Here is a 23,711-nt window from a genome sequence, read left to right as displayed (position 1 = left end):
AAATTGGAATTAGTCAGCTTAATATATTGCTTATTTTGAAAAGTACTACTTTAACCGCTTCCTCATGACAAGCCCTTGTTCAGTCTCAAAAGACACATTAAATCCACTTTTTTTATACATCTCAAAATGGCCGCCAAAATCTGATGATTGATAACTAGATTCTTTGTATGGGTATGCCTCCACAAAGTCAAATCCATCCTGAACCGCATCCTTACACACACGTTCCAATAGAAGTGTGGCAATGCCTTTTCTTTTCATCTCCGGCGCAATCACGAAACAAAATATGGATTTCACCTTTATGCCTGTGTTAGATTGCTCTAAAGGTACATAATCCATAAATCTTCGCCAACTAGCGCATTTCAAACAATCTGATTTCGTATTTGCGTTGCACCATCCAACAACCGTATCACCACTATAAACAAGATAACCTTGAATGTTATTGCCTTTAACATATTGTAAGGCACATTCTCTTCTTTTCTCTACTGTTGAAAAATCTTTTCCCTCATAATCATCATTACACCAACACACACAATAGCATTTATGCTCATCCACATTGTTATCGTGTGGCGTAGTGTCAAAAAAATGCACATAATCTTCTGCAAGCTCTGGTATTAACTTGCGTATCTCAATATCCATTCATTTACCTCCAGTAATATAAATAATTTACAATTCAAATTCCTATTTATCTTTAACTATATGATCCTTCTATTTCTCTCTAAGAGTAAAATGACAGTTTTTAGAGTATGTTAAAAAGCTTAAATATGCTCTATACATTGTTAATAAAGCTATGTAAAACCCACATACCCCTTATACTTTTGCAAGTTTAAGTTAACCATATTTCTATGATTAAGACATATTTTAAGGTTACTTTGAATTATTTTATAGTGGTATAGATTTAAATAATTATACTATCCTTTAAATCTTCCCATATTAACTCTTTCACTTTATCCCAATTACTTTCATCAACAGTATATTGTAAACACTTTATAATCCTACGGGATAAGATTTCTTCTTCAATTTTAGCTCTTTCTGAGAAATATTTGATTAACCCATTAAAACCTTCTAATTTATGAGTAGTTCCATAAGGTGTCTTAGTGAACAATTCAGTAACGCGAGCTGTCCATTGTTCTCCTTTTGCATAGGTTGCAAATTTAATTGTTTTATCAGCACTATCTCGTTTCAAGTGAATACAGTAAAGGCTAAACTCTTTTAACATTTCAGCAAGTGAAGAACAATACTTTATTATTGTTTCACTATCTGCATTTCTTGAAAGAAGTTCATTTATGGGGTTTTGAAGCCACACACTATCAAATATTATGCTATGATAATCTTCTTGTAATTGAGCAAAACGATTATTAAAAAACTCTAAAGTACATGGAATATAATGTGAAAGTGTCATATGCTGATTAAATTCATCCCCAATATCCCATTCCGATAATATACTCAATAATTTATGTTCATTTGGAAAACAGTTTCTTACCTCTTCAATATTTACATATATATACATACCATGTTGTTTAATGAAATCGTCTATAATAGGAAATTCGCAAGAAATTTTATTGTAAACATCTAATGGAATACCTGCTACATTACATAAATCATTAGGGTAATTTAAGTCACTTTCTAAAATACATTTTGCGCCAGTTTTTTCTTCTAGCCACTTGGAAATCGTTGATTTTCCAGTGCCAGGTAATCCTTCAATAAAGTATACTGTTCTTTTCATACCTATATTAACTCCCATCTCTCATAAAATGACTTAATAAATAATAAGCTTACGCATATAACCTTCAATTAATTTCTACTATAAAATTGTTAAGTATTAACTGTAACCAATTAATCCTTCCCCTTATACTTTTAAAGAATAAAAAATCTTCCATATTTGTAACCCTATCTTCAATTTCCATTATCTCAACTCTTTCTAAAACTTAAATATCTATAGGCTGAAGGTGGGGTATTCGAGCGGATTTTAGTTTACTTAACACTATATTTGTATTAACTTCTGGATATATGTTGTTAATCATATCAATGGTTTCAAACAAAATAGCCAAGGTATTTTCATATGCTTCCTTTATGGAATAATTAAAAACATCTCTAAATCTTTGTTCAACATTATCAGGTTTGATTTTAAAACCTTCAAGTGATTTATACATCCATTTAAAAGTTGGAAAGTATTCTTTGTTTAAGGCAAGTAGTATTATAAATATGTTTTTTTGGAGATTAGCAATATGTTCAAACAATAATGTTGAATTCTCTCTTTGTATCAAAAGTTCAACCTGTGTACTATCTATGGATTGTAAGGCTTTATTAATACTACTTATTGCAATCTGTTTTGGATATTCTTTTGCTTTAGTTTTCCAAGAGCTTATTATTTCTTCTCCAAATATAGGTATGCAAGTTCTTATGGTATCTATAGCGTTACTACTTCCAAAATCAATTTCAAAGTCTTCAATTACAGATTTTATAACTTGTTCTTCTTGTTCAAGAGTAATGTGCCATAAATCAATCCTAAGCTCATTTACAATGATATTGTCCTCTCTTGCTTCATGATTATATGGATAAAAAAATTCTGCATTTAATTCTTTTACTATAAGTTTTCGAAGCTTCTCATTGGGAAGTTCTTCCCAAAATATAGGTATTTCTATATCTGAATATTCATCAGCATAACCTCTTGCAACTGAACCGCCCACAATTATTGCCCTTATACCCTTTGTACCTTCCACACCCCTTATCTTTTCGCAAATTTTCTTTGCTAACTCTAACCTCCACTTACAGTGATAATTTAAATTCCCCATTTTATCCCCCTATTAATTAAAATACACAATAATTTACTACAACGAACTATTATACAACTTATTTTTCGCTCCCAATTTTGAAAACCCGCATTTTATAAGGCTTTAAGCGCAGTATTATTTTTACGCATAATATTTTGTCCTTTTCATCAAAGACAGCTGCAAAGACCCCTACTTTAGGCATTATTTATACTACCTCTTTAATTCTTTATATCTTTCTAATTATGCAGTAATAATCTAAACATTAAAATGGGTTTCAATATACTCCCTAAAGTATTTATAATAAATGGATCCCCACATAGGTGTATTTTTGTAGTAGTAAATTTTTTCATTAGTCAAGTCAAAAATAATTGGCATTTCAAAAAGTGAAAAGTGCTTTTTAGGTCTTGATGTAGCAAATTTTATTGCTTCTTTTGAGACATTTTCAGATACAAGTACGTTAAATGTTGATATCCCGTTTTGCATTCCTCTAGGTAAACCTTTATAATTCTTCAAAGAGTAATCTACACAGGCATACGAATAAGTAACAATATCGCTAGCATCAATTTTGTTAGTATAAGATATAAATGAAAAAATTTTTAATTTTGTTGCTAGCCATTTCATTTGGAAAACTTCTTCATACATACTTTTTACTTCAAGTGAATTTAATTGAATTTCATCAACTCCAGTATAACGTTGTGAAACCTTGTTAAGATAATTACTATAATTCATATATTCTTCCCCCTATACATAACTATTTATAACGGAATATTTTACTCATATTACTCAAATCAGAAAAAAGAAAAAAACTTGAAGAAACTCATTTACTCAGCCCATTTTATGGATATATCAGTCATATCATCAAAATAGTTTTGGGTATTTACTGCAAGTTCCTTTGATTCAGATATCAAACTTCCAATTCCATCTTTTAACCCAAAGTCAATTAAAGTTTTATATTTTTTTCTTTTGATTCCCAGTCGCTCATTCCGTCACAGCATACCATAAGAATATCATTAGTTTTTACTTCATATTGTTCAATGATATTATTAGGTACCATAATTAACTCCCCTCTCATTTAAACAAGACCTATTTCTTTGAAAATTACTCTTATGTCATAGACTAAGAATGTTCTGCATCAAATATTTGTTTATATACCACTTCAAACTCTTCAAATACTACTGACATATCTTGTGAAAAATACATATCAAACTCTTTTAATTCTCTTGTGAAAAAATCCATGTGTACCTTTTTCCAATATCTTAAAGATTTATCACCTTCACCTTCTATATTTGCAAGTTCCTCATTTACATCTTTAAAAGGAAGTATTGTTACTTTTTTAGTTCTTATGATACATTGGGCAATTCCATTCCAATTTGTAATAACACTATAACTATCAACTAAAGGAAGTTCCTCATTATCTATTTTATATAAATCATAAAGTCCAGTTGTTCCTCTTTTAGTTCCTTCTCTCACTAATTCCGCTAAATTATTGGCACTTCTTTCATTATCACAAAAGTACCATGAAGTGTAACTCTTATTAGTACTTTCAAGACTCTCACCAATTAAGGTTAAATAATCTTCCCACATTTTTTTCACTGATATATGTTCTTTCCCCATCTTTATATCCTCCTCGTAATAAATAATCTGTCTCGTCATAAATTACTGGTTTCACTTTAGTTAGATTTCTTTTATAACTCTAGTAAGTTAATTTTACCACAAAATTACTGTAATAATATACCTTCACCTTTTTATTACCTTCGTAGAATTTAAATTTTAAGACACAGAAAAATAAGCTGTTTAGCTAAAAGTTGTCTACCTACTACTTGAATTTAAATCTAAGATGCAGAAAAAGAGCCACTGAGAAAATTACTCCAGATCTTAATAACTCCTTGGGTACTTTTCTTAGTGGCTACTTAAACTTTCTCGTAAACCTCGGGTTTATATTTAACCCTTCATATTATAGGATGCAATTAAATAGATATTTGAAAGGTCTAAAACCTAAAATTATCTTACTTCAACTCTACAAATTGGAATACTTAATGAACTTCGAATTATGCTGTTTTAAATAGTTATTTTTTCTTAACAGGAATCCAAATTTCGCTGTAGTAGTTTTCATCTTGATTACCTTGAGGATAATCAGCTATATTGGTGTACATTTCAATATTGTAACCTGCTGCAATTTCATAGTCCTTACAGTTAGGTAACCATTCTGAAAAGATTTTTTTGTTTCCATCTTGCAAAGCTTTCGGCATTGGGCCCTTACAAGCAAAAACTGCCCAGGTGTGTTTAGGAATAATCTTTGTAACAAAACCATTAGGTATTTCTATAGTTGGATTGTAATTATCTGCAATTAAATATTCAAACTCATCTGAACCCATGCTCTCATCTATGCTTACTCCGTACATTCCACATACAAAATCTCCATTTCCTGCCTCATAACGATCTGTCCAAAACTGTGGAACTTTTGTATTTGCATTATCATATTTGAATACTTTTGATGCCCCCATGATAGTGAACGAATCTTTTTCAACAATTTTGTAATCCATAATATAACCACCTTCCAATGAAAATTTGATTTTGAGTGGAGCAAAGGATTTAATCATTGCTCCATCTTTTCGAACAGCAGTAGGTGTGACACCATGAAATCGAATAAAAGCTTTTGTGAAACTATCTGGTGAGTCGTAGCCATACTTCAGTGCAATATCAATAACTTTTTCATTAGTGGAAACAAGCTCACTGCAGGCAAGGGTAAGCCTGCGTTGTCTGATATACTCTCCAACGGTAAAACCACAAAGCATTCCAAAGCCTTTTTGGAAGTAGAATGGAGACATAAATGCTTTTTTTTGCAATACTTTCTATTGAAATTTCTTCAGTAATATTCTCCTCAATATAGTTAATAGCTTCACCAATTCCTTCAAGCCACCTCATAATCACTCCCCCTGTCTGTATATTTATCTTATCTCTTTTCAAGTGGTTGTTCCCGACTTTTTGTGCTATGTTTTGTCTTGTCTGAAAGATTGTATATATAAATAACCTATAAATCAAATTACTATTTATATTGAAGCTATAAGATTCTACTGTTGCATTTTTTCCCATCATTGGTTGTAACGCAATATTTTTTTATCATTTGACCATCCCTTTGTAATCTGTATCCTGGTCTTAAAATCATATGTATACACTCCTACTCATCTCCCCCTAAAAATACAAGTATTTTGTTAGCTAAACCACTCTTTAAGAATATTACTGACCAATAATCATAATATTGTAGTCCTATATAGACTATTAATCAATTATGATTATGATAATACAATGCCCTTTTCTATTTTATTTCCTTTTAAAAATTCTTTTACCTCAAGAGGTTTTCCTCCTGGAAACTGTAATATTTCTATAATCAGAATACCTTTATTGGTGGCGACTGAAATTCCTTCATTATTTGCATCTATGATATAACCAGGTGTTTCAATGATATTTGCCTCTAATGACTTTGATTTGAATATTTTAATGTCTTAACTTATTTGTTATCTATACCTATAATCAGAAACATCAGTAATACCAGTACCTTCACTTTGTTGATATATAAACAATGCACTCTTCTATTTGCTTTTAGGAAATGCTATTTGATATGCTACACAAATCCATTGGTCTATAGGGCAAATAGTCTATTTCTACAAATACTTTGTAGACTATAAATACCAGGTATAGCTATACTGTCTACAAAGTATTATTTACACATGTTTTAGTATCATTGAATACTATGGATACTCTCTATTTTTAAGGTATAGTTAGTTATTGGATTGCGACGTAAAAATGCCGTAAAATTCATTACTGAATAATACGGCATTTAGAAAAATTATTTGGTTTTTAATTTTAGTCGTTAAATATGAAATATATGATAGAATTAAATCTAAAATTATTTTATATAAACTTTACAAATCGGAATTTATATACTCGTAATAGACACCACGATTCACTTTTTTGTTTTTATGTGTAATATAAGAGATAATATAAAGAATATTGCAGTTGAAGGTAAAAACAATACGCTGTGAATTAAAACATCAAGTTCAGCCCCAGTAGAAGCATATGGGCTATACTCTTGAACATTGTAAATATAAAATATGCCTCCCAAATAACAAATTAATAGTACCATTCCAATTCCAAATAAGATTTTTGCTTTAATACCTTTATTAATTTTAAACCTCATTTAGTAACCTCCTACATAAAAAGTATAATTCTTGATTAAAATCTAATAGATAAATTACTATTTATTATGTTGTTTTACATTTTTCATATGTCACATTAAATTACAACTATGACTTAACTCATAAGAAAAGTTTATCATACCTACCAATTTATTGCATTAATTTCCAATGTACTTCTGCTACTTGATATTTTAATACCGTATTATTCAATTTTCAAAGAACATTATTATAACTCTAAATTTCATTAGTTAAGTCGCTTAATTATCATATTACAAAACTGAGTAAGCATTACAGCACTCTAAATAATCAACCCTTTTTCCATTCTTTATAGCATATTCTATTTCACCTTTTGTACTTTCGCCTATATATCCATTTTTGTTAATTACATAAATTTCATCAGACATATCAATTTTTCTTTTATGTATATCGTCAAGCATTACTTTAGTTTTAGGAGTGATGACATTTTCAAACTCACCATCAGCATGTCCAAACATTCCTACTGAAATAACTATATTTCCTTGTAGAGTTAATTGTTTTTGTACTTTCAAGAACTCATCTTTAAACCTCGTACTCCCGCACAAAGTTATTACTTTATACTTTCCTACCATAATATCCTCCATTTAATTCGCCTTAAATTACTATAACGTACTACCTAATTAATTCCATTCTACCATAAAATTACTGTAATAATATACCTACACCTTTTCTTAACCTTCTTAAAATTTAAATCAAAGGTAATTTGCAACTAAGACTTGAAAGTCCTTAAAGCTTTAACTGTAAATTGCCTACCTATTAGTTGAATTTAAATTTTAAGACAAATAAAAATAAGCATCTGAGAAATTTACCCTGAGGATACTAGCTCCTTAGAAACTTTTCTTAGTAGCTGCTTAAGTTTTCTTATAAACTTGGGCTTATTGAATTAAGCAAGTTCTCGGTATTTATCAAAGCTCAAAAGAAATTTAAATTAATATGAATCTACTAAAATTCTCAACATATAAGTTGAATATTATAGAATAGAAATATAATTAAGCATCCAACAAGTCACATTTTTCTCTGACTACTGGCTGCTTAGTGGATTAGTTTTAATTGAAAAGGTAGGTCATATTTACTTGGAAATTTATAAGTGTGAATATAATTAGTTCTCTAGCAACTTAAGATTACTATATCTCTCACTCTTCAGAATATCAGTATACCCTTGATTAACCTCACATAAAAATTCATCTAAAAATGAAACTATAACATAATTAATAATCCTGTGAGCTTCTTCTACAGGTATCATTTCATTATTTTTTAATTCTTTTTTAACTATAAACCAATCTGAAAAAGTCATATGCTCTGTGTTACATAATTTAATTGATGATTGATATTTATCCAAATATTTTATTAACTGTTCTTGTCCTTCTTCTTGATTTATTATAGTGTAATGCTCTCTTATTATAAAATCTTTAAATAATTCACCATCAAACTTGTCCTTATTTTTTTCTATAAAGGATTTCATTCTTTCATCATATTTATTTAATCCCTTCCTAAAGTTAAGTAATGGTTTATTAAGTTTTTTACCTTCTGCTATTTCTTTGTTTAAATTAATATACTGTAAGCTTCCATCAAGCATAATTAAAACTTTAATTCTTTCATCTTCTTTAAAACTCTCAAATAATGTATATGCACCAATGGAATGACCAACAGCACCTATTTTATTCAAATTCATTTTATTTTTAATAATTGCATCTTTTTTATTCAAATTATTAAGTTCATGTAAAACAAATAAAACATCTTTCTTCCTAATACTAATTAATTTTTCTCTTGCTTCTTTAGTATGATCTTTAACAGCTTCATCTTGTTCAACTATTGTTCCATCAGGCAAAATAGTAAATTCAGTATCATAAATATGTCCAACTGTTACCACTATATACCCTTTCGCTACCAACTCTTCAATATTAAACATATAAAAGTCTCTTCCCATACCTAGTCCACCTGAAAATAAAATAACTGGAAACTTTTTATTTTCTTTTGTAATTGGAGCATTATTAAATGTATTTATCTTTATAGTTCTTAAGTATTCCTTTCTCTCTTCATTATTGTCTCCAAACCTCTTAATAAACTCTTCACTATTTGGTTCATATAAGTCCTTGTAATATGCTTTTTCTGCAGCATCAAACTCTTGATCTGCTTGGTAAAATATACTGATAACTATTTTCTCTTTTTCATTAATTGTTAAAAAGCTTTCTGTTCTATCTTTATCAATTAAGACTCTTGTTACTCTTCCTACTTTCATAAGTGTTCTCCTTATTACATAAATCTCATATCTCACTGAATGGAACTGTTTTCTTAGAAAAGCACCCCATTGGGGAATTTCTGTTGCTTTAATCTTTTTTATTTGGTAGTATATTAACTTGACTCCATTAAGTTCCTCCAAATAAATTCTTATTTCTTACATATTAATTTACTACAACAACTATTATACTAATTTTATTTTACCATATAATTACTGTAATAATATGCCTATGTCTTTTCATTACTTATATAAAAACTAAAGTTGTTTTACTTCAACTCTAGAAATTGGAATTTGTCAGCTTCGTATTATGCTTATTGGGTTTATCATATTGCAATCCACCAACACACTCCAAATTTGTCTATAACAGTCGCACAACACTTGCTCCATGGAACTTCCTGAATGGGATTAATAATAACACCGCCATTACTCAAAATATTAAAGGCATTATAAACCGATTCTTCGCTTCCCATCTCAAAAACATTAAAAGTCATAGTTTCCCATTTCATTTTGTGAACTATGTTTATGTCACAAGGGTTTACTGCTTCGCTTAATGCTAAAAAACCTTCACCATTTACGGATAATTCACAGTGTGCATAAGCAGTTTCGGTATCATTTTTTACTTCAAATGTAATTTCTGCGCCAAAGGCTTCGCAATACATTTCTGCCGCTTCAAAACTACTTTTCACATAAACCTGAGTATAATTTTTCATATTTTCCCTCCTATTCAAAATATAAATAATCCGCAGTTTCAATAGGGGAATATTCTAAGATATATTTTTCTTCTGCTGGAAAGTATCGTTTTTCGTATTTACATTTTATATCTTCCAATCCACCCATATATCCATCTCTTGCTAAAACTCTATTTAACCTAACATCCCGTGATACCTCAAGATAAATTATAAAATCTAAATAGGGTTTTAGTTCTTTTCTTTGCAAAAATATTCCCTCTAATATTAATACAGAGCCATTAACTAAATTGACTCTTTGGGTAGTATATCTATCATTTTCTTTATCATATATTTCTATTTGTTTATCAATTATTTCTCCATTTTTTATAGGAGATAAAATTTCTTTCACTAAATAATCATATCTCCACTGTACATTATAATAGCAATCCCATTCTTCTTTAGACAAATCATATCTAATACGTTTTGGATGAATAAAATCATCAATGTGTAACACATAAGAATAATAGTTTTCACTTTGCAATTGCAATTTTAAGGAATTAACAAGCGTACTTTTCCCTGCTCCTCCTAAGCCATCAATTCCAATAACATATATTTTTTTAGAAATATCTTCATTTTTCAATTTGTTTATCAAAAATTCCATTTCAAATTTTTCCTTTTTATTTTTATTTTTGATTTCTCTTATCACTACGTTTACCACACTAAAGTCATAAATTTGGCCTCTATTTAATAAGATCATATGGTAATTATACTTCTTATGTATTTTACTTACATAGAATTACTTAGCTTTATTTTATTACAATGTTGCCATGATTTATAAACTTAAAAAGTAGATTTTATTTAACTTATAAATCATCTTTTTAGAATATTGCGAATTATATAATTAAATTTTATTATGTTCCAATAAGGTTATTATGACCATCGCTTTGCTTCTACCTGTTCATCCATCCATTTGTATACATTGTTCATTTCTCCAGCATAATCATCATTAATCTCAAAAAATTTAGCACCATTTTTCTTACAGCGTTCTTTGATCTCCCAATGGAATTTAATAAAATTTTCTTTGTTCATATAAAAATCATCACATTCCCTTTGTTCTATCTCACTTCTATGCTCAACAATTCCTGAATCAAAATGCTTCTCAACATACTCCTTTGAAAAACCTATGTAGAAAGGGATTATTTGTTCTAAATATTCAGGTTCAAAATCCTTAATATGCTCAGGCGGTAAATAACACCCTTCAATGATAATATGTTGTCCATTCTCAATATTAGTCATGATAATGCCCTTTACTATTGGCCACAGTTTATATGTAAGTTCATTATCACCATCGGTTGCAGAAAAATCACAATATTTATTTCCACGAATCAAGCCCATTTTTATATGGTCTATTGACAAATATGGAATCTTATATTTTTCTAGTAATTTCTGAGCCATCAATGTTTTTCCTGTGCAACTAACTCCACCAATTAAAATAACCATAGTTTCCCTCCAAATATCAAATATATTTACAACGCCATAATCTACTAAACCAACTATTATACTTATTCTACCATAAAATTACTGTAATAATATACCTGTACCTTATCATTACTTGCATAAAAATTAAGTCAAAAATAATTTCCAATTGTGACCTAAAGGCCGTGTAAGCTTTAGCTAGAAATGCCTGCCTATTAGTTGAGTTTGAACTTTAAGACATATAAAAATAAGCCACTAAAAAGTTACCCCAGAGCTTAATAACTCCTTGGGTATTTTTCTTAGTAGCTTTATCTTTCAGTAAGTATATTAAGCTTTAAAACATTCAAATACTATAATTGAGTAGTACTTTAAGAATAACCTGAACTAATATAATTGTCTCATTGTGGAGGCGAAATACACCTAAGCCTAATTCCTTAGCCAATATTAGTAAATTTTGCCCTTCAAACTTTTCACCTTAGGATTTTTAAGTAAAACCTTTATTTATTATATCTTATTAACTGGAGAGTATGGTACTCTTTTCATAAAAATACTTTCAACCTTCTCTACTATAGGTCCATTTAATTCAGATAATCTTTTTCCCTCAATCCACTCCGGATCCTTTTTAAAATTATTAAAGTTCTGCTCTCTTGCTTCCATGTCTTTGTGCTCAAGAATGTAATAAATAATATTCTTGCCTTCTGCATCTTCCCAAAAATCCAATGTATTCATTCCATATTTCTTAAATAAATCTATTGTAAGATTAGAAAATCTATTATGAATATCTTCCATCTTTCCAGGTTTAATGTAATAAGTTCTTAATTCGTAAATCATTACGTTCTCCCCTTATAGTTGTTATTTTTGATTTAATATTTACATAAAATATTATCTAAATGTGCCTCTTTTACCTTGAAAAAAATCATTTAGCATATCTGTATGCTGTTGGATAAATAATTTAGGAATATTATGTTTATCAAAAAACTTCAAATCAAATGTTTCTTTATTATCAACCTGTAACTCTCCATTGAGCATACTACACTTAAATAAATGACATATGGATTGTGACCTATCCCCATTTGGATAGGTATGAAAATATTTAGAATAAACTCCAATAAAATGCTCCACTTCAACATTTAATCCAGTCTCTTCCTTAACCTCTCTAATCACAGCATCCTCAATGGATTCGCCAATTTCAACTGCTCCTCCTGGAAGTCCCCAAATATCATCCTTATCACTTCTCTTTTGTAGTAATATTTCTCCATTTTCATTTACAATACATGCAACAGAGAAATTTAAAATTATAGTATCATGCCCTACCCTGCCTCTTATCCACTTTATATAGTCTCCCAATTTTAGCCCTCACCTTAATTCATCATATTTTACTATCATGATTCAATTATAACATTTATTTATAACATCGTATTGTTCAGTTTTCAAGAACATTATTATGACTCTAAATTTAATTAGTTACTTTGCTTTTTAAGAAAATTGCGTCTCTAATTGTAGTAGGATGTATGTTTACTTATTGTTATACCGGTTTGACAAATAAACCAAACTAATTGCTAAGCAGATTTTCATATTGCTTAAATTCTTAATCCAAAATCTTTAATACATTTTTTAATAGCTTCTTCAGTTTCTAAAAAAACAATGCCATTATTTTCAAATTTTAAATTTGATATTCTTAAGTCTCTTTTTCTTTCTTTAAATCTTTCTTCATCCTTTATTAATATCTCATTAACTTTATGTGATAAATTCATTTCTTCTAAAATAATTTTTGCTACATCATAAGTGCTTAGATTATTTTCACTGCCAGTATTGTAAATTCCAAAAGGTATTTCAAATATTTTATTGAAATTTTTAAGCAAATCATATACATAAGTCATTCCCCTATACTCATTTGAGGGAACTCTCATATTTTCGCCTTTTAATAGTGCACGAGTAATATTCCATATAATGTTACCATTAACCCTACCATATCTTTCTGGAAACCCAAACAACCAATTAAATCTTAAAATCCATGCATCTTCTGTAATTTTGTTGACCTCTTGTTCTCCTAGAAGCTTTTGCTTTCCATATACTGTATCTGGAACAGGTATTGTATTTTCGTTATATGGACCCTCCTCTAAGTTTCCATTGTAAACTTGCTCAGAACTTATATGGATTAAATTAGCTCTTACTAAATCTGAAGCTCTTGCAATATTTTTACTTCCTGTTACATTTATTTCAAAAGAATACTCAGGATTTTTTTCACAAACCTGTGTATCTGCAATAGCCGCAGTATGAACTATAAACTTTGGATTAACTTCTTTAATTTTTGATATAACTTTTTTTTCATCTGTTATATTAAGTTCTTCCTTTGATAAGGAAATAATATCATACTTATCCTTATAATATTCATTAAATCTCGATGCAAAAAAACCTTTACCTCCAGTAATTAAAATCTTATCCACTGTCCATTTCCTCACTGATTTCTATATATTTTGTAATAATTCACAACTGGTATTATAGCATATAATTTACTTTATTTGTATTTTTTTATTTACCATCTTTGATAAGACGACATGAAATACAACTCCAAACGCCTCAATATCACCCAACATATCATTGCTCGTCATTCCAACTTTAATTTTTCCATAATCACCAATTCATTTTATATTTTCAGCTATGTCTAGACCTCTTTTATAATTAACTCATAAAAAAATTTATAAATTTATCGCTAATCCATCATAGTCAATATGATAACCATTTTTTATTGCTAACTATTATACATTTTTAACCTTTTCAAAAATCAAATCATAAAAAGTAGCATACCCATTACCAACAATAGGTGGCGCAAAAATTTGAACAAATCTCCAACCCTCTTTAGTATATTTATCTATAACCTCTTGATAATCTTGCTCAGGTTTCATCTCCACTATTCCATGTTTCAATTTAATTCTTACAACCTTATTCTCATACATAAAAATCTTTTCTCCCTTTTTATGAACAATAAATAGACATTCCTAACTACCAAATACTTCCCGTAACTCGTACCATGCACCAAATTTCTTAATGCATGAGTCTTCCTTTGTTTTATTATAAGTTTCAAAATCATTTCCATCAAATTCTGTTAATGTCTTTTCAAACTTATCAGGAATAAATATGTACCATAAATCAGACCATTTGTTTTTATTATCCCTACCTTTAACAGTTAGAGAAAGTCTCCCAGGAGATTTACTCTCAAAGAACTTTACAACACTTCCATCATAGTACGCTAGACATGACCTGAATTCACAGGACCGATCATCTATGCCCTTCATTAGTTTAAGTATACCTTCTATGCCTATTGTATCTAAAGCATGATTTACATAAGCCTTAGGAAAATCTTTTAATGCCTTGATAAAAAAACCAGAATCCAAAGCTATACAAGGTTTTTTTTACAATTTCATATGCCTGATATACCTTTTGCTCTGCTATCTCTCTAATATCATCACTTCTTGGTTCAATTAACTCAGCCTCATATGGTAATACTCTGATATTTTTTAAATCACTTTGTGCTGTGGCAATCTTTCCTTTATTACTGGTTACAAAAATTATATCTTTCATAGCATTAACCTCTAATCAAATTCATTTAGTTGGTTCATCAAAAATTACTGTTGTTCATCAATTAAGAAAATTTTGAACTAGTTAATTTCTTCATACTATATAGCTAAATCAGTCTTTAATATTGAATATAATGCAAGGTCACTAAATTCCCCTGCCCTATTGATATCCGCCTGTCGCATAGTACCCTCAAAAGTCATCCCCGATTTTTGCATCACCCTACCTGATGCGAAATTCAGAACATTATGCTTTCCTTCTATTCTGTTGATACCAATTTCCTGCAACAAATAATTAATAACAGCTTTCAGGGCTTCTGTCGCAATGCCTTTGCTCCAAAATGACCTGCCTACGGTAAACCCAACTTCACATAGGGAGTACTTTTCACTTAAATGCACTACTGAAATTTGACCAACTATTTCACCAGTCTCTTTTAATTCAATTGCCCAATTGTAGCAATCATCATTTGTATATGCATTAACCCATTCGTTAATAATTTGTTCTGTTTGGCTCAAGTCGTTATGTGGGTTTCTTGTAAAAAATCTGTAAATTTCACTATCATTCGCCCAATTATTAAACATATACTCTGCATCACTCAGCGTAAATCTGCGTATTAAAATCCTTTCGGTCTCTATAGGCTGCGTTCCCTTATGGTTTAACATTTTTTTCTTCCCCCTTTATAAAGAATTATTAATCTGTATCTATAAGTTTTTTCGTAATAGCCAAAATTTCTCACATGAATTTGGCATCTGGTTTTCATCTAAATTACAAGGGTCAACGAAAGAATCCTTTACTTTTTCTGTAAAACCTATCCTCTTATATAACCGTATATTATCTGTTTCGGTTTCATCAACTCCAATAGTTGCTATTTCAAACCCCATATCCTTTATATGTTCTAAAACTGTAGTAAGTAGTTTCGTACCAAGCCCTTGTCCTCTCAGTTCCTTAATTATTCTGAAAGCACATAAGTATGCCGTATGTATTCCATCGGCAAATTCATTGTCCGATAATTTTTTAAATACATATAGTTCTCCCACAATTTGATTATCGTCATTACATGTCCAAAATTCTGCATTTCCATTTTTAATGTTGTCATAAAAAAAACGGGTAGTTGGTTCCATGCTTTTCTCTGTTTCTTGCCATAAATTTAATAAAACTCTTTCATCAGCTTGTCTAATTTCCATAAAAATCACCTTCTCATTACATAAAAAATCTTTACTTCGTAGTGTTTTACTATATGCTTGTATATCTTTTTCTTTGTGTTTACTTAAATTTTCTCATAAACCTAGGGTTTATATTGAACCCTTCATATTATATGGTGCAATTAAATATATATTTGAAAAACACTAAAAAGCTAAAACTTAGCTTTTTTACTTCAACTCTAGAAAACGTAATTTATAATTAAAAGCTTTGCATTTCTATAAAATCAATACCATTATAAGTTGCAATACCACCATATAAACAAGTTGTATTTCTTCCAACCTTCAAAAAGTGATCAATAACATATTTTGCTGTATATGGCATTACAAGTAAAGAAATATTCTTATAATCTACCCATTCTAAATGCCCTTCGTTACTGGAAATCTCTTTATATGTGCTTATTAAATTTGCAAAAAAATAATAGTTTTGCCTAATTTCATTATCTTTCATTCTTAAAGTAACATATCTAAGTGCTAAATTTTCTATATCTTCTTTAACAAGTCCTGTTTCCTCATTAAGTTCCCGAAGAACACAGGCCATAGCATCATTTAGTTCTTCTTTTTCGAAATGTCCACCAGCCGAACCTACATACGAGTTATTCACTACCCTTGAGCCAATTCTATAAAGTAATAATATTTTGTCTCTGTTCAATAAATATACAGATGTCATATTTCTAAGTTTTCCGTCCATAATTCCCTCCATGAATCACTATTTCTTTTAAATATAAGGAATCAGAGCTAAAACTTAACTTATACATGAGTCCTACCCTGGTTCTCTTAAGGTTTTTTGAAGATGAGTGCGTAAAAACTCCATCATGGAACCCTATGATACAATATTATATACTACTCAAATACTCACTTTTCAGAATGGAAAGCATTATCATATCATAGTAACTACCTCTCCAATAACTACGCTCTCTTAAAATACCTTCCTGAGTAAAACCTAGCTTCTTAAGAACTTTAATTGAAGCTATATTTTCTGTAGATACTGTGGCTTCAATTCTATTAACATCAAGTTCATTAAATGTGAAATTCATTATTGCACTTAACGCTTCGGTGATAATACCTTTACTCCAATACTTAGTATTCAAATCATAACCAAAATCTGCTCTTACTTTTGGAATTTCAATTTCACATTTGCAAAATCCGATAATTTCAGGGCTATTTTTTAAAGAGATCCCCCAAAATATAGCTTGTTTTTGTTTGAATGCCTCATTGAACCAATTAATCATGTCCTCTGCCTGCTTTATATTTGTAAACAATTCAAATGTATCATATCTTATAACTTCAAAATCACTTAAAATTTTATATATACTTTCCCTATCTTCCTGTTTTATCTCTCTCAGATTTAATCTTTCTGTATTTATTTCAGGGAATACACTAAATATTTCATCTACCATATCCTTATCCCTCATTTCATTATGTATCGCTATGCATCTTTTAACATTTATTCTTCAAAATTAAATAGCAGCTTATTTGATAAAGTACTCTAGAAGAATGCAGCTTAATTACCTCTCGTTTATACTTTATAATTTTAGTATTTATTCATAGTTTAGAAATCTCAGCCAAAGCATTAGTAAATAGTTTCGGTTGGTCAAGCATCATAAAGTGACCAGCTTCTTTTATAATAAAGTTTTTTTGTCTGGTGCATTAATTGAATCGAAATATCCACTTGCTATTGTATGAGGGGCCTGAAAATCTCTGTCTCCAAGGATATAAAAAACAGGTATGTCATAATCACGGCTTTCCTCATATAAGCTATGGGAAAATAAAAATTCCCAAAGTTTTTTATTATTATTCATCCCTTTAAATGAACTTGTAATATCTGACAACCTAAAAATTGGGCTTTTAAGTAAGGTTTTTATTATAGGAATAAAATTCATTCCAATCTTATACTTTCCTTGCAATATTCTAATTCTCTGCAATTTCTTTATCATAGGTTTTTCATAATTTTTTTCGGGATAAACACCTATTTTTTCAAGGCTGTTTAAATCTTTTTTATTACCCGCTTTTATTATTAATTCCTTTAACTTTTCATAACCAAGCTTTTCATTCTCCACTATATCTATGACTTGTCCAGCACCGATATAGCATAATACCTCTTGAGGATATCTACGCACAAATAATGTTCCCAAAACACTTCCCCAAGAATGACCTAAAATAACAATCTTCTCCTTGTTATATTTCTTTTTCAAGTACTTAACTATTTCAAATAAGTCGTCTATTAGCTCCTCACAAGAAGGATAGTTACTATTTTTCTTGGCTTTGGTTAAGGTTTTCCCTGCGCCTCTCTGATCCCAATGAATAATGTTAAAAAAACTTGATAATTCCTTTTGAAAAGCATATGCGAATGTTGACTCTGCCATTCCTGGACCACCATGTAAAAACAAAAGCACAGGAAGCTTAGCACTGATGGTGTGGTGTAACAAGTATTGTTCTATTCCATTGATTTTGATATATTCTGAAAAATAATCATTTTGTTTTTTCATAACTTACATCTCCTTTAATAAAAATAATCTCTATTTTCGAACAGGAGTCACAGAGTTCTTCTTCCTATGTGGTGGTTGCCATACAGGTTTTTCACTTTAGAATGAACTGAGATTTCTTGTTGAAGGAAGTTTAAGTTATAAATTATTTTCCTGTAAGTATTTTTTTGCTTCTTTAATTGCCTCTAATTCTCTTTGTTTTATGTACTCTTCATACTCATTTTCTTCCTCAAGAATTTTTATAGCATCATCTATGGAATACCATTCCACCTGGTACCCTTGCTCCAATTCATCTGGCATGAAGTTTGGTTCTTGAATTTCTCCAACTACCTTTGTAAGATAAAAATATGTGATTTGCTTCATTTTTCTTTGTTCTAAATTTTCAACAACTATCCCTAACTCACTAATGATTTCAACATTTGCACCTGTTTCCTCTTTTAACTCTCGATACAAAGCTTCCTCCATATTTTCATTTGCATCCACTCCACCACCTGGTAACATATGAAAATACATGTTTGTCAAATTCATTAGAATTATTTCTTTTTTATCATTTAATACTATCCCTGCAGCTCTATTTCTTTCTCTAAAGTCATCCTTTATTTCTTTTCCAAAAGTGTTTAATTTTACCATTTTCTTCTCCTTTTTCTGAATCAAAATTTATGAACTAATTGCTCTGCCAAAGTCTTTAACCCAAACCCTTACTTCATCTATCTAGACTCGCTTGGTCAAGCAATATGCGTTGAATTCTTAAAGGCTTGGCCACTACTAACCAAAGTGAATTTGAGTATCTTGTTTCTACAAATTAATATCATATCACTTCCATTTTACCATATAATTACTGTAATAATATACCTCTGCATTTTCATTACTTACATAAGAACTAAAGTTGTATTACTTCAACTCTAAACATTGGAGTTTGTGTTGCCTTTATACTTCTATTTCAAATCCATGTTCACGAAGTATAAAGTCATCATCGATTTTTTCTTCATAGATTCCATCTACCTGCCTAAATCCATTTTTTAAATATACATTTATAGCTGGTTTATTTATATCCACAACAAAAAGCCTTAAATATTTAGCACTCTTTTGATTAGCGAGGATTATAGCATGCTCAAGCATTATACTACCAATTCCTCGTCTTGAATAATCAACATTAACGCCAAAGCGATCAAGATATAATGCCTTGTCATAGGCATTTTTCCATTTCGCATAACTTTCTCCAGCATTTGATTCACATAATGCAAAAGCTGCGACTATATCCTCATTCTCCTCCACCAATAAATAAAGGCGATTATTTTCAATATCATCTCTAAAAAACTCGCAAGGGTAGATCTCGTCCCAAATTGGTATATTGTTTCTGTTCATATTATCAATTATGTTTTTATACATAGCTTTGATTTTTGATAAGTCGTTAATTTTAGCTAATCTGAAATACATTTAAATTCACCTCCAAATTGCCATTTATCTTTAAAATATATAGTTTTTCTGCCACTATCTTAGATTAAGGTACTAAGTTTTTCAGAGTCTATTCCAAAGCTTGAATCCCTTTTATTTATTAGTAAAAGGCTATGCAGAATCTACATAACCTTTATACTTTTGCAGGTTTAAATTAATCCTAATTATATGATTAAGGCATAGTTTAAGAATAAGCCTTAATAAAAATAATGCTTATACTACAATATCCCAAACATACATATCTATTTTCTCTGTATGCAAGTTTTGTATAATTTCATCATCAGGAACATCATTTATAGTAATAAGCGTCGCTCCTAATTTTTCTATTGTTTTTCTTGAGGCAATATTATCATACCCAGCCCCTATAAACAAACGCTTAAATCCATGAGCCAATGCAATTTGTTTAATAAGTTTACATGCTTTCATTGCGTAATTATGCCCAGAATAATCAGAGGAAACCCCATAACTAAGATGACCTCTTAAATATTGTCTGCGTGTATTGTCTACTGCAAAATAAATTACACCAATATCTTTATTATCATTGATATGTATTATTGAAAACCCGTATCTTGGTAAAATTCCCTTTTCATAATCAGGCAAGTCTTGGCTTTTCAAAACTAATTTGATTTCATCATCTTTTAAGTCATTAAATTCCAAAAACTGAAACATACATACCTCCACTAAAATATTTTTATGTTACGTCTTAATTTAATAGTTTCACTTTAGATAAAATTCTTATCTCAGTAAGTCGTTAATTTTAGCTAATCTGAAATCTATATAAATTCACCTCTAAATTGCTATTTATCTTTAAAATATATAATTTTTCTGCCACTGTCTTATATAAAGGGATCAAGTTTTTCAGAGTCTATTCCAAAGCTTGAATCCGTTTTTATTTATTAGTAAAAGGCTATTGAGAACCTACTTAACCCTTATACTTTTGCAGGTTTAAATTAGTCCTAATTATATGATTAAGGCATAGTTTAAGAACAATACCACATAATTCATATGTTGTTATTTTTAGCTTGCATAGTAGGCATCATATTCTCAGCTACTTTAAATGCCATATAACTACCAGCATCACGATTACATAAAACAGTGTATACAATTTTGTTATTTGGGTAATAGGCACTTCTAAATGATACCCCAGGGTCTCCGCCCATAACATGGATTTTGATAACACTTTCATTACATGTATCTAACCATACACCATAACCATAAGCATCGCTATCTTCTCCAGTTTTTACTTGTGGGGTACACATAGCTTGTACAATATGAGGGGCTAGTATTTTCCCATTTAGCAAAGCATTCCAGAATAAATACATGTCTCCTGCGGTAGTGTAGGCACCTCCATCACCACCACCAATGATTGGCACAGAATAAATATTGGCTTTTAGGCCACCTTTTCCATTGTCTGTATAGCCAATTGCAGTATCACTGGGAAGATTGTCCATTGAAAAATAGCCACTACTATTCATCCTGCATACGTCAAAAATGTACTTCTGAATAAAAAGTGGAAAATCCATGCCAGAAACTTTTTCAATAATCATAGAAAGTATTACAAACCCGCCATTGTTATATTTGAAACGATAACCAGGTTGAAATTCCATTTTTTTATTTTGAAGTAATCTCAAAAAATCACTAGGTGATTTCATGGCATACATGGGGATGTTTTCCCATACACTAGCATAAGAGACATCTGTATCATTTTCTTCCTCATCAAAATAATCACAAAAACCTGATGTATGGGTAAGTAGATGGCGAATTGTCACCGAATCATCCATGTATGGAAAATAACTTGGCAGACAAGTTGTAACTGAATCATCTAGTGATAATCTTCCTAACTCAATTAGTTTTAATATTGCAACAGCAGTAAAAATCTTACTTCCAGAGGCTGTAGGAAATCTTGTGTTTACATAATTGGGAATATGTTCACTTGTTTTAGCCTCTCCCATAGCTTCTTGCATAAGGGTTTCTCCATTAATCGAAAGGAATATGACTCCTGAAAAATCAGGTTTCCTATTTAATATTTGTGATTTTATAATATAAGTATCCAATGTTTTCACCCCTTTTTCAAATTCTGCAAATACTATTTATTATAAATTTCAACTCCAAACTATACACTATTAAGGAATTAAAATTTTCTTATGCATATTCTTTCAGCTAATATTACTATAACGTACTATCTTTGTAATTCTATTCTACCATATTATTACTGTAATAATATACCTATAGCATTTACTTGCTCCTAAAATAAATTCATAGGCATTATACATCTCAAACTTCGCCAAAGTGAAAGCTTTAGCTATTACTTGTATACCTATTAGTTAATTTTTAATTTTATCATGATTTAAAATAGGCCACTGAGAAAACTACTCTAGAGCTTAATAACTCCTTGTGTACTTTTCTTAGTGACTACTTTAATATTCTTATATAATGTAATTAGATAGATATTGAAAGATGGGAAAAAATTGAAACTAAGGTTTGTTACTTCAACTCTACAAATTACTATTTAGCTTTAAGATATATAATTTGTCTGTTTCTCGTTTAAAAAGTAAAAGTTAGCAGAAGTATATTGGAAATTAATGCAATAAAATGGTAAGTATGGTACACTTTTTTATGAGTTAAGACATAGTTATAATTAAAAACAAATTTATTATAAATTAAATCAGGAGGGAAAATGAGAATTTATAGAAGGTGGAACACACATAATTTTATAATACGAAAGGCTGAAAATGATGATGTTGAAACTTTAAATCGCATCTGTTCTTCTTGGAAAGATAAAGTCATTCTTGAGGGTGAGGAATTCCCGCAAGGTTATATAGAAAACTGCGTTAATAATGGTGATTTACCCCCTATTGAAGGAGCAGATAAATCCAACTATTATTTTATGGTAATCGAAAAAATAAATGGTGAGATAATAGGTTTTTTTGATTTGTATCACGGTTATCCAAATAATGAAACTATTTGGATAAGCATTTTTATGATTGATAAAAATGCTCAAGGAAACTCTTATGGTGAAGAGGTAATTAAATCAATTTGTGTTGAATGTAAAAAGCAAGGCTGGAAATCAATTGGACTAAGTGTTTATTTGAAAAATTGGAAAGGACTCCGCTTTTGGACAAACAATGGATTTGATAAAGTACTAGGGGTTTTTGGAGATAAAAAATATAGTGAAACATCATTTTCAATTATCGGGCTTCAGAAGGAACTAAATTAATTTGTAAATTCCAATGTATCAATCAAATTGAATGAGCAATATTCAAATATGATATAATTATTATAGTAAAGAGTTATGAATGGCGAGGAATAATATATGAAAAGAGAAAAACTATTGGCTTTAATAAATTTTATAATTATTTTCTTAACATTTTTTATAGGATTTCAGGTTATTAAACTAGAGGAAACTGCAATTAATTACATTTTAATAAGTGTAGTAGTTGGGATATTATTATACTTATACCCAAAACTATTCAATAAGAAAGACTAATTAATAATATTAAGATGTTACGAAGATAAATTTACAAATAAAATTGACTAGAATACCGTATTATTAAGAAATGAATTCTACGATATTCTTATGTACAACTTGAAGAGAATTGTGAACTTGTT

At 29.7% G+C, this 23,711-nt stretch carries 28 protein-coding genes and 1 pseudogene; 1 reads left to right on the top strand and 28 read right to left on the bottom strand.

Annotated elements, in window-relative coordinates; all coding sequences use genetic code 11:
- Nucleotides 1–45: 45 nt before the first annotated feature.
- The 28 genes and pseudogenes from C661_RS0113635 to C661_RS0113490 all read right to left on the bottom strand — a co-directional run bounded on the left by C661_RS0113635 (nt 46) and on the right by C661_RS0113490 (nt 22,156).
- Entirely contained in the window at nt 46–636 is a 591-nt protein-coding gene (locus tag C661_RS0113635) for a GNAT family N-acetyltransferase (RefSeq protein WP_017415892.1), read from the bottom strand.
- Between the two features lie 259 nt (nt 637–895).
- Nucleotides 896–1,723: a P-loop NTPase family protein gene (locus C661_RS0113630; protein ID WP_017415891.1), complete on the bottom strand. Its 828-nt coding sequence runs from the start codon at nt 1,721–1,723 to the stop codon at nt 896–898.
- Nucleotides 1,724–1,925: 202 nt separating this feature from the next.
- Nucleotides 1,926–2,792 (bottom strand): nucleotidyltransferase domain-containing protein, encoded by an 867-nt coding sequence (locus C661_RS0113620; RefSeq protein ID WP_017415889.1) that lies wholly within the window; start codon nt 2,790–2,792, stop codon nt 1,926–1,928.
- 234 nt (nt 2,793–3,026) lie between these two features.
- Nucleotides 3,027–3,500, bottom strand: a complete 474-nt coding sequence (locus tag C661_RS0113610; RefSeq protein ID WP_017415887.1) for a hypothetical protein — start codon at nt 3,498–3,500, stop codon at nt 3,027–3,029.
- 387 nt (nt 3,501–3,887) lie between these two features.
- A complete protein-coding gene (locus C661_RS0113600) occupies nt 3,888–4,385 on the bottom strand; it encodes an ASCH domain-containing protein (protein WP_017415885.1) in 498 nt (165 codons plus the stop codon).
- Nucleotides 4,386–4,837: 452 nt separating this feature from the next.
- A pseudogene (locus C661_RS21965) lies at nt 4,838–5,696 on the bottom strand (AraC family transcriptional regulator).
- A 368-nt stretch (nt 5,697–6,064) separates the two neighbouring features.
- Nucleotides 6,065–6,265, bottom strand: coding sequence for a DNA-3-methyladenine glycosylase (locus tag C661_RS23170; protein ID WP_278244014.1), 201 nt, complete (start codon nt 6,263–6,265; stop codon nt 6,065–6,067).
- Nucleotides 6,266–6,735: 470 nt separating this feature from the next.
- A complete protein-coding gene (locus C661_RS0113585; RefSeq protein WP_017415883.1) occupies nt 6,736–6,969 on the bottom strand; it encodes a hypothetical protein in 234 nt (77 codons plus the stop codon).
- A gap of 267 nt (nt 6,970–7,236) precedes the next feature.
- A complete protein-coding gene (locus tag C661_RS0113580; protein WP_017415882.1) occupies nt 7,237–7,575 on the bottom strand; it encodes a hypothetical protein in 339 nt (112 codons plus the stop codon).
- Nucleotides 7,576–8,102: 527 nt separating this feature from the next.
- Entirely contained in the window at nt 8,103–9,242 is a 1,140-nt protein-coding gene (locus tag C661_RS0113575; protein WP_017415881.1) for an alpha/beta hydrolase, read from the bottom strand.
- Nucleotides 9,243–9,565: 323 nt separating this feature from the next.
- Complete coding sequence (locus C661_RS0113570) at nt 9,566–9,952, bottom strand: VOC family protein (RefSeq protein WP_017415880.1); 387 nt, start codon at nt 9,950–9,952, stop codon at nt 9,566–9,568.
- Nucleotides 9,953–9,962: 10 nt separating this feature from the next.
- Nucleotides 9,963–10,667 carry a nucleoside/nucleotide kinase family protein gene (locus tag C661_RS0113565; RefSeq protein WP_017415879.1) on the bottom strand — a complete coding sequence of 235 codons (705 nt, stop codon included), beginning with the start codon at nt 10,665–10,667 and terminating at the stop codon, nt 9,963–9,965.
- Nucleotides 10,668–10,840: 173 nt separating this feature from the next.
- On the bottom strand, nt 10,841–11,410 hold the full coding sequence (locus C661_RS0113560) for a hypothetical protein (RefSeq protein ID WP_017415878.1): 570 nt from the start codon (nt 11,408–11,410) through the stop codon (nt 10,841–10,843).
- Nucleotides 11,411–11,890: 480 nt separating this feature from the next.
- Nucleotides 11,891–12,217 (bottom strand): NIPSNAP family protein, encoded by a 327-nt coding sequence (locus tag C661_RS0113555; protein ID WP_017415877.1) that lies wholly within the window; start codon nt 12,215–12,217, stop codon nt 11,891–11,893.
- 51 nt (nt 12,218–12,268) lie between these two features.
- Entirely contained in the window at nt 12,269–12,733 is a 465-nt protein-coding gene (locus C661_RS0113550; protein ID WP_017415876.1) for an NUDIX hydrolase, read from the bottom strand.
- Between the two features lie 233 nt (nt 12,734–12,966).
- Nucleotides 12,967–13,833 (bottom strand): SDR family oxidoreductase, encoded by an 867-nt coding sequence (locus tag C661_RS0113545; protein WP_017415875.1) that lies wholly within the window; start codon nt 13,831–13,833, stop codon nt 12,967–12,969.
- A gap of 312 nt (nt 13,834–14,145) precedes the next feature.
- Nucleotides 14,146–14,343 (bottom strand): DUF4177 domain-containing protein, encoded by a 198-nt coding sequence (locus C661_RS0113540; RefSeq protein WP_017415874.1) that lies wholly within the window; start codon nt 14,341–14,343, stop codon nt 14,146–14,148.
- Nucleotides 14,344–14,385: 42 nt separating this feature from the next.
- A complete protein-coding gene (locus C661_RS21960) occupies nt 14,386–14,781 on the bottom strand; it encodes a non-canonical purine NTP pyrophosphatase (protein WP_017415873.1) in 396 nt (131 codons plus the stop codon).
- On the bottom strand, nt 14,738–14,968 hold the full coding sequence (locus C661_RS24275) for a Maf family protein (RefSeq protein WP_017415872.1): 231 nt from the start codon (nt 14,966–14,968) through the stop codon (nt 14,738–14,740). The genes C661_RS21960 and C661_RS24275 overlap by 44 nt, the downstream gene beginning before the upstream one ends.
- Before the next feature lie 95 nt (nt 14,969–15,063).
- Nucleotides 15,064–15,624, bottom strand: a complete 561-nt coding sequence (locus tag C661_RS0113530) for a GNAT family N-acetyltransferase (RefSeq protein ID WP_017415871.1) — start codon at nt 15,622–15,624, stop codon at nt 15,064–15,066.
- A 39-nt stretch (nt 15,625–15,663) separates the two neighbouring features.
- On the bottom strand, nt 15,664–16,146 hold the full coding sequence (locus C661_RS0113525) for a GNAT family N-acetyltransferase (protein WP_017415870.1): 483 nt from the start codon (nt 16,144–16,146) through the stop codon (nt 15,664–15,666).
- 217 nt (nt 16,147–16,363) lie between these two features.
- Nucleotides 16,364–16,852, bottom strand: a complete 489-nt coding sequence (locus C661_RS0113520) for an NUDIX domain-containing protein (protein WP_017415869.1) — start codon at nt 16,850–16,852, stop codon at nt 16,364–16,366.
- A 145-nt stretch (nt 16,853–16,997) separates the two neighbouring features.
- Nucleotides 16,998–17,561, bottom strand: coding sequence for a GNAT family N-acetyltransferase (locus tag C661_RS0113515; RefSeq protein ID WP_017415868.1), 564 nt, complete (start codon nt 17,559–17,561; stop codon nt 16,998–17,000).
- A gap of 222 nt (nt 17,562–17,783) precedes the next feature.
- Complete coding sequence (locus C661_RS21955; protein WP_017415867.1) at nt 17,784–18,650, bottom strand: alpha/beta fold hydrolase; 867 nt, start codon at nt 18,648–18,650, stop codon at nt 17,784–17,786.
- A gap of 135 nt (nt 18,651–18,785) precedes the next feature.
- Nucleotides 18,786–19,277: an NUDIX domain-containing protein gene (locus C661_RS21950; RefSeq protein WP_017415866.1), complete on the bottom strand. Its 492-nt coding sequence runs from the start codon at nt 19,275–19,277 to the stop codon at nt 18,786–18,788.
- Nucleotides 19,278–19,574: 297 nt separating this feature from the next.
- Nucleotides 19,575–20,012, bottom strand: coding sequence for a GNAT family N-acetyltransferase (locus C661_RS0113500; protein WP_278244012.1), 438 nt, complete (start codon nt 20,010–20,012; stop codon nt 19,575–19,577).
- Between the two features lie 303 nt (nt 20,013–20,315).
- A complete protein-coding gene (locus tag C661_RS21945) occupies nt 20,316–20,771 on the bottom strand; it encodes a GNAT family N-acetyltransferase (RefSeq protein WP_017415864.1) in 456 nt (151 codons plus the stop codon).
- Nucleotides 20,772–21,103: 332 nt separating this feature from the next.
- Nucleotides 21,104–22,156, bottom strand: coding sequence for a serine hydrolase domain-containing protein (locus C661_RS0113490; RefSeq protein ID WP_017415863.1), 1,053 nt, complete (start codon nt 22,154–22,156; stop codon nt 21,104–21,106).
- A 623-nt stretch (nt 22,157–22,779) separates the two neighbouring features.
- Between C661_RS0113490 and C661_RS0113485 the strand changes: the two genes are divergently transcribed.
- The gene (locus C661_RS0113485; protein WP_017415862.1) at nt 22,780–23,319 is read left to right on the top strand and encodes a GNAT family N-acetyltransferase; all 540 of its coding nucleotides are present in this window, start codon (nt 22,780–22,782) and stop codon (nt 23,317–23,319) included.
- Nucleotides 23,320–23,711: the final 392 nt, after the last annotated feature.

Source organism: Clostridium tunisiense TJ, from assembly GCF_000300195.1.
Taxonomy (GTDB): domain Bacteria; phylum Bacillota; class Clostridia; order Clostridiales; family Clostridiaceae; genus Clostridium_J; species Clostridium_J tunisiense.
Note: the sequence above shows the minus strand (reverse complement) of the source record. Positions and strands in the feature narration are given on the sequence as shown.

Coding starts and splice junctions, on each gene's coding strand:
- C661_RS0113515 (WP_017415868.1), bottom strand. CDS start 17,561: ATGGTAGATGAAATATTTAGTGTATTCCCTGAAATAAATACAGAAAGA.
- C661_RS21950 (WP_017415866.1), bottom strand. CDS start 19,277: ATGGTAAAATTAAACACTTTTGGAAAAGAAATAAAGGATGACTTTAGA.
- C661_RS0113555 (WP_017415877.1), bottom strand. CDS start 12,217: ATGATTTACGAATTAAGAACTTATTACATTAAACCTGGAAAGATGGAA.
- C661_RS0113620 (WP_017415889.1), bottom strand. CDS start 2,792: ATGGGGAATTTAAATTATCACTGTAAGTGGAGGTTAGAGTTAGCAAAG.
- C661_RS0113570 (WP_017415880.1), bottom strand. CDS start 9,952: ATGAAAAATTATACTCAGGTTTATGTGAAAAGTAGTTTTGAAGCGGCA.
- C661_RS0113540 (WP_017415874.1), bottom strand. CDS start 14,343: ATGTATGAGAATAAGGTTGTAAGAATTAAATTGAAACATGGAATAGTG.
- C661_RS0113485 (WP_017415862.1), top strand. CDS start 22,780: ATGAGAATTTATAGAAGGTGGAACACACATAATTTTATAATACGAAAG.
- C661_RS0113560 (WP_017415878.1), bottom strand. CDS start 11,410: ATGGTTATTTTAATTGGTGGAGTTAGTTGCACAGGAAAAACATTGATG.
- C661_RS0113580 (WP_017415882.1), bottom strand. CDS start 7,575: ATGGTAGGAAAGTATAAAGTAATAACTTTGTGCGGGAGTACGAGGTTT.
- C661_RS0113610 (WP_017415887.1), bottom strand. CDS start 3,500: ATGAATTATAGTAATTATCTTAACAAGGTTTCACAACGTTATACTGGA.
- C661_RS0113635 (WP_017415892.1), bottom strand. CDS start 636: ATGGATATTGAGATACGCAAGTTAATACCAGAGCTTGCAGAAGATTAT.
- C661_RS0113565 (WP_017415879.1), bottom strand. CDS start 10,667: ATGATCTTATTAAATAGAGGCCAAATTTATGACTTTAGTGTGGTAAAC.
- C661_RS21945 (WP_017415864.1), bottom strand. CDS start 20,771: ATGTTTCAGTTTTTGGAATTTAATGACTTAAAAGATGATGAAATCAAA.
- C661_RS0113585 (WP_017415883.1), bottom strand. CDS start 6,969: ATGAGGTTTAAAATTAATAAAGGTATTAAAGCAAAAATCTTATTTGGA.
- C661_RS0113600 (WP_017415885.1), bottom strand. CDS start 4,385: ATGGGGAAAGAACATATATCAGTGAAAAAAATGTGGGAAGATTATTTA.
- C661_RS0113525 (WP_017415870.1), bottom strand. CDS start 16,146: ATGGAAATTAGACAAGCTGATGAAAGAGTTTTATTAAATTTATGGCAA.
- C661_RS0113520 (WP_017415869.1), bottom strand. CDS start 16,852: ATGGACGGAAAACTTAGAAATATGACATCTGTATATTTATTGAACAGA.
- C661_RS0113530 (WP_017415871.1), bottom strand. CDS start 15,624: ATGTTAAACCATAAGGGAACGCAGCCTATAGAGACCGAAAGGATTTTA.
- C661_RS0113500 (WP_278244012.1), bottom strand. CDS start 20,012: ATGAACAGAAACAATATACCAATTTGGGACGAGATCTACCCTTGCGAG.
- C661_RS0113575 (WP_017415881.1), bottom strand. CDS start 9,242: ATGAAAGTAGGAAGAGTAACAAGAGTCTTAATTGATAAAGATAGAACA.
- C661_RS21955 (WP_017415867.1), bottom strand. CDS start 18,650: ATGAAAAAACAAAATGATTATTTTTCAGAATATATCAAAATCAATGGA.
- C661_RS0113630 (WP_017415891.1), bottom strand. CDS start 1,723: ATGAAAAGAACAGTATACTTTATTGAAGGATTACCTGGCACTGGAAAA.
- C661_RS24275 (WP_017415872.1), bottom strand. CDS start 14,968: ATGAAAGATATAATTTTTGTAACCAGTAATAAAGGAAAGATTGCCACA.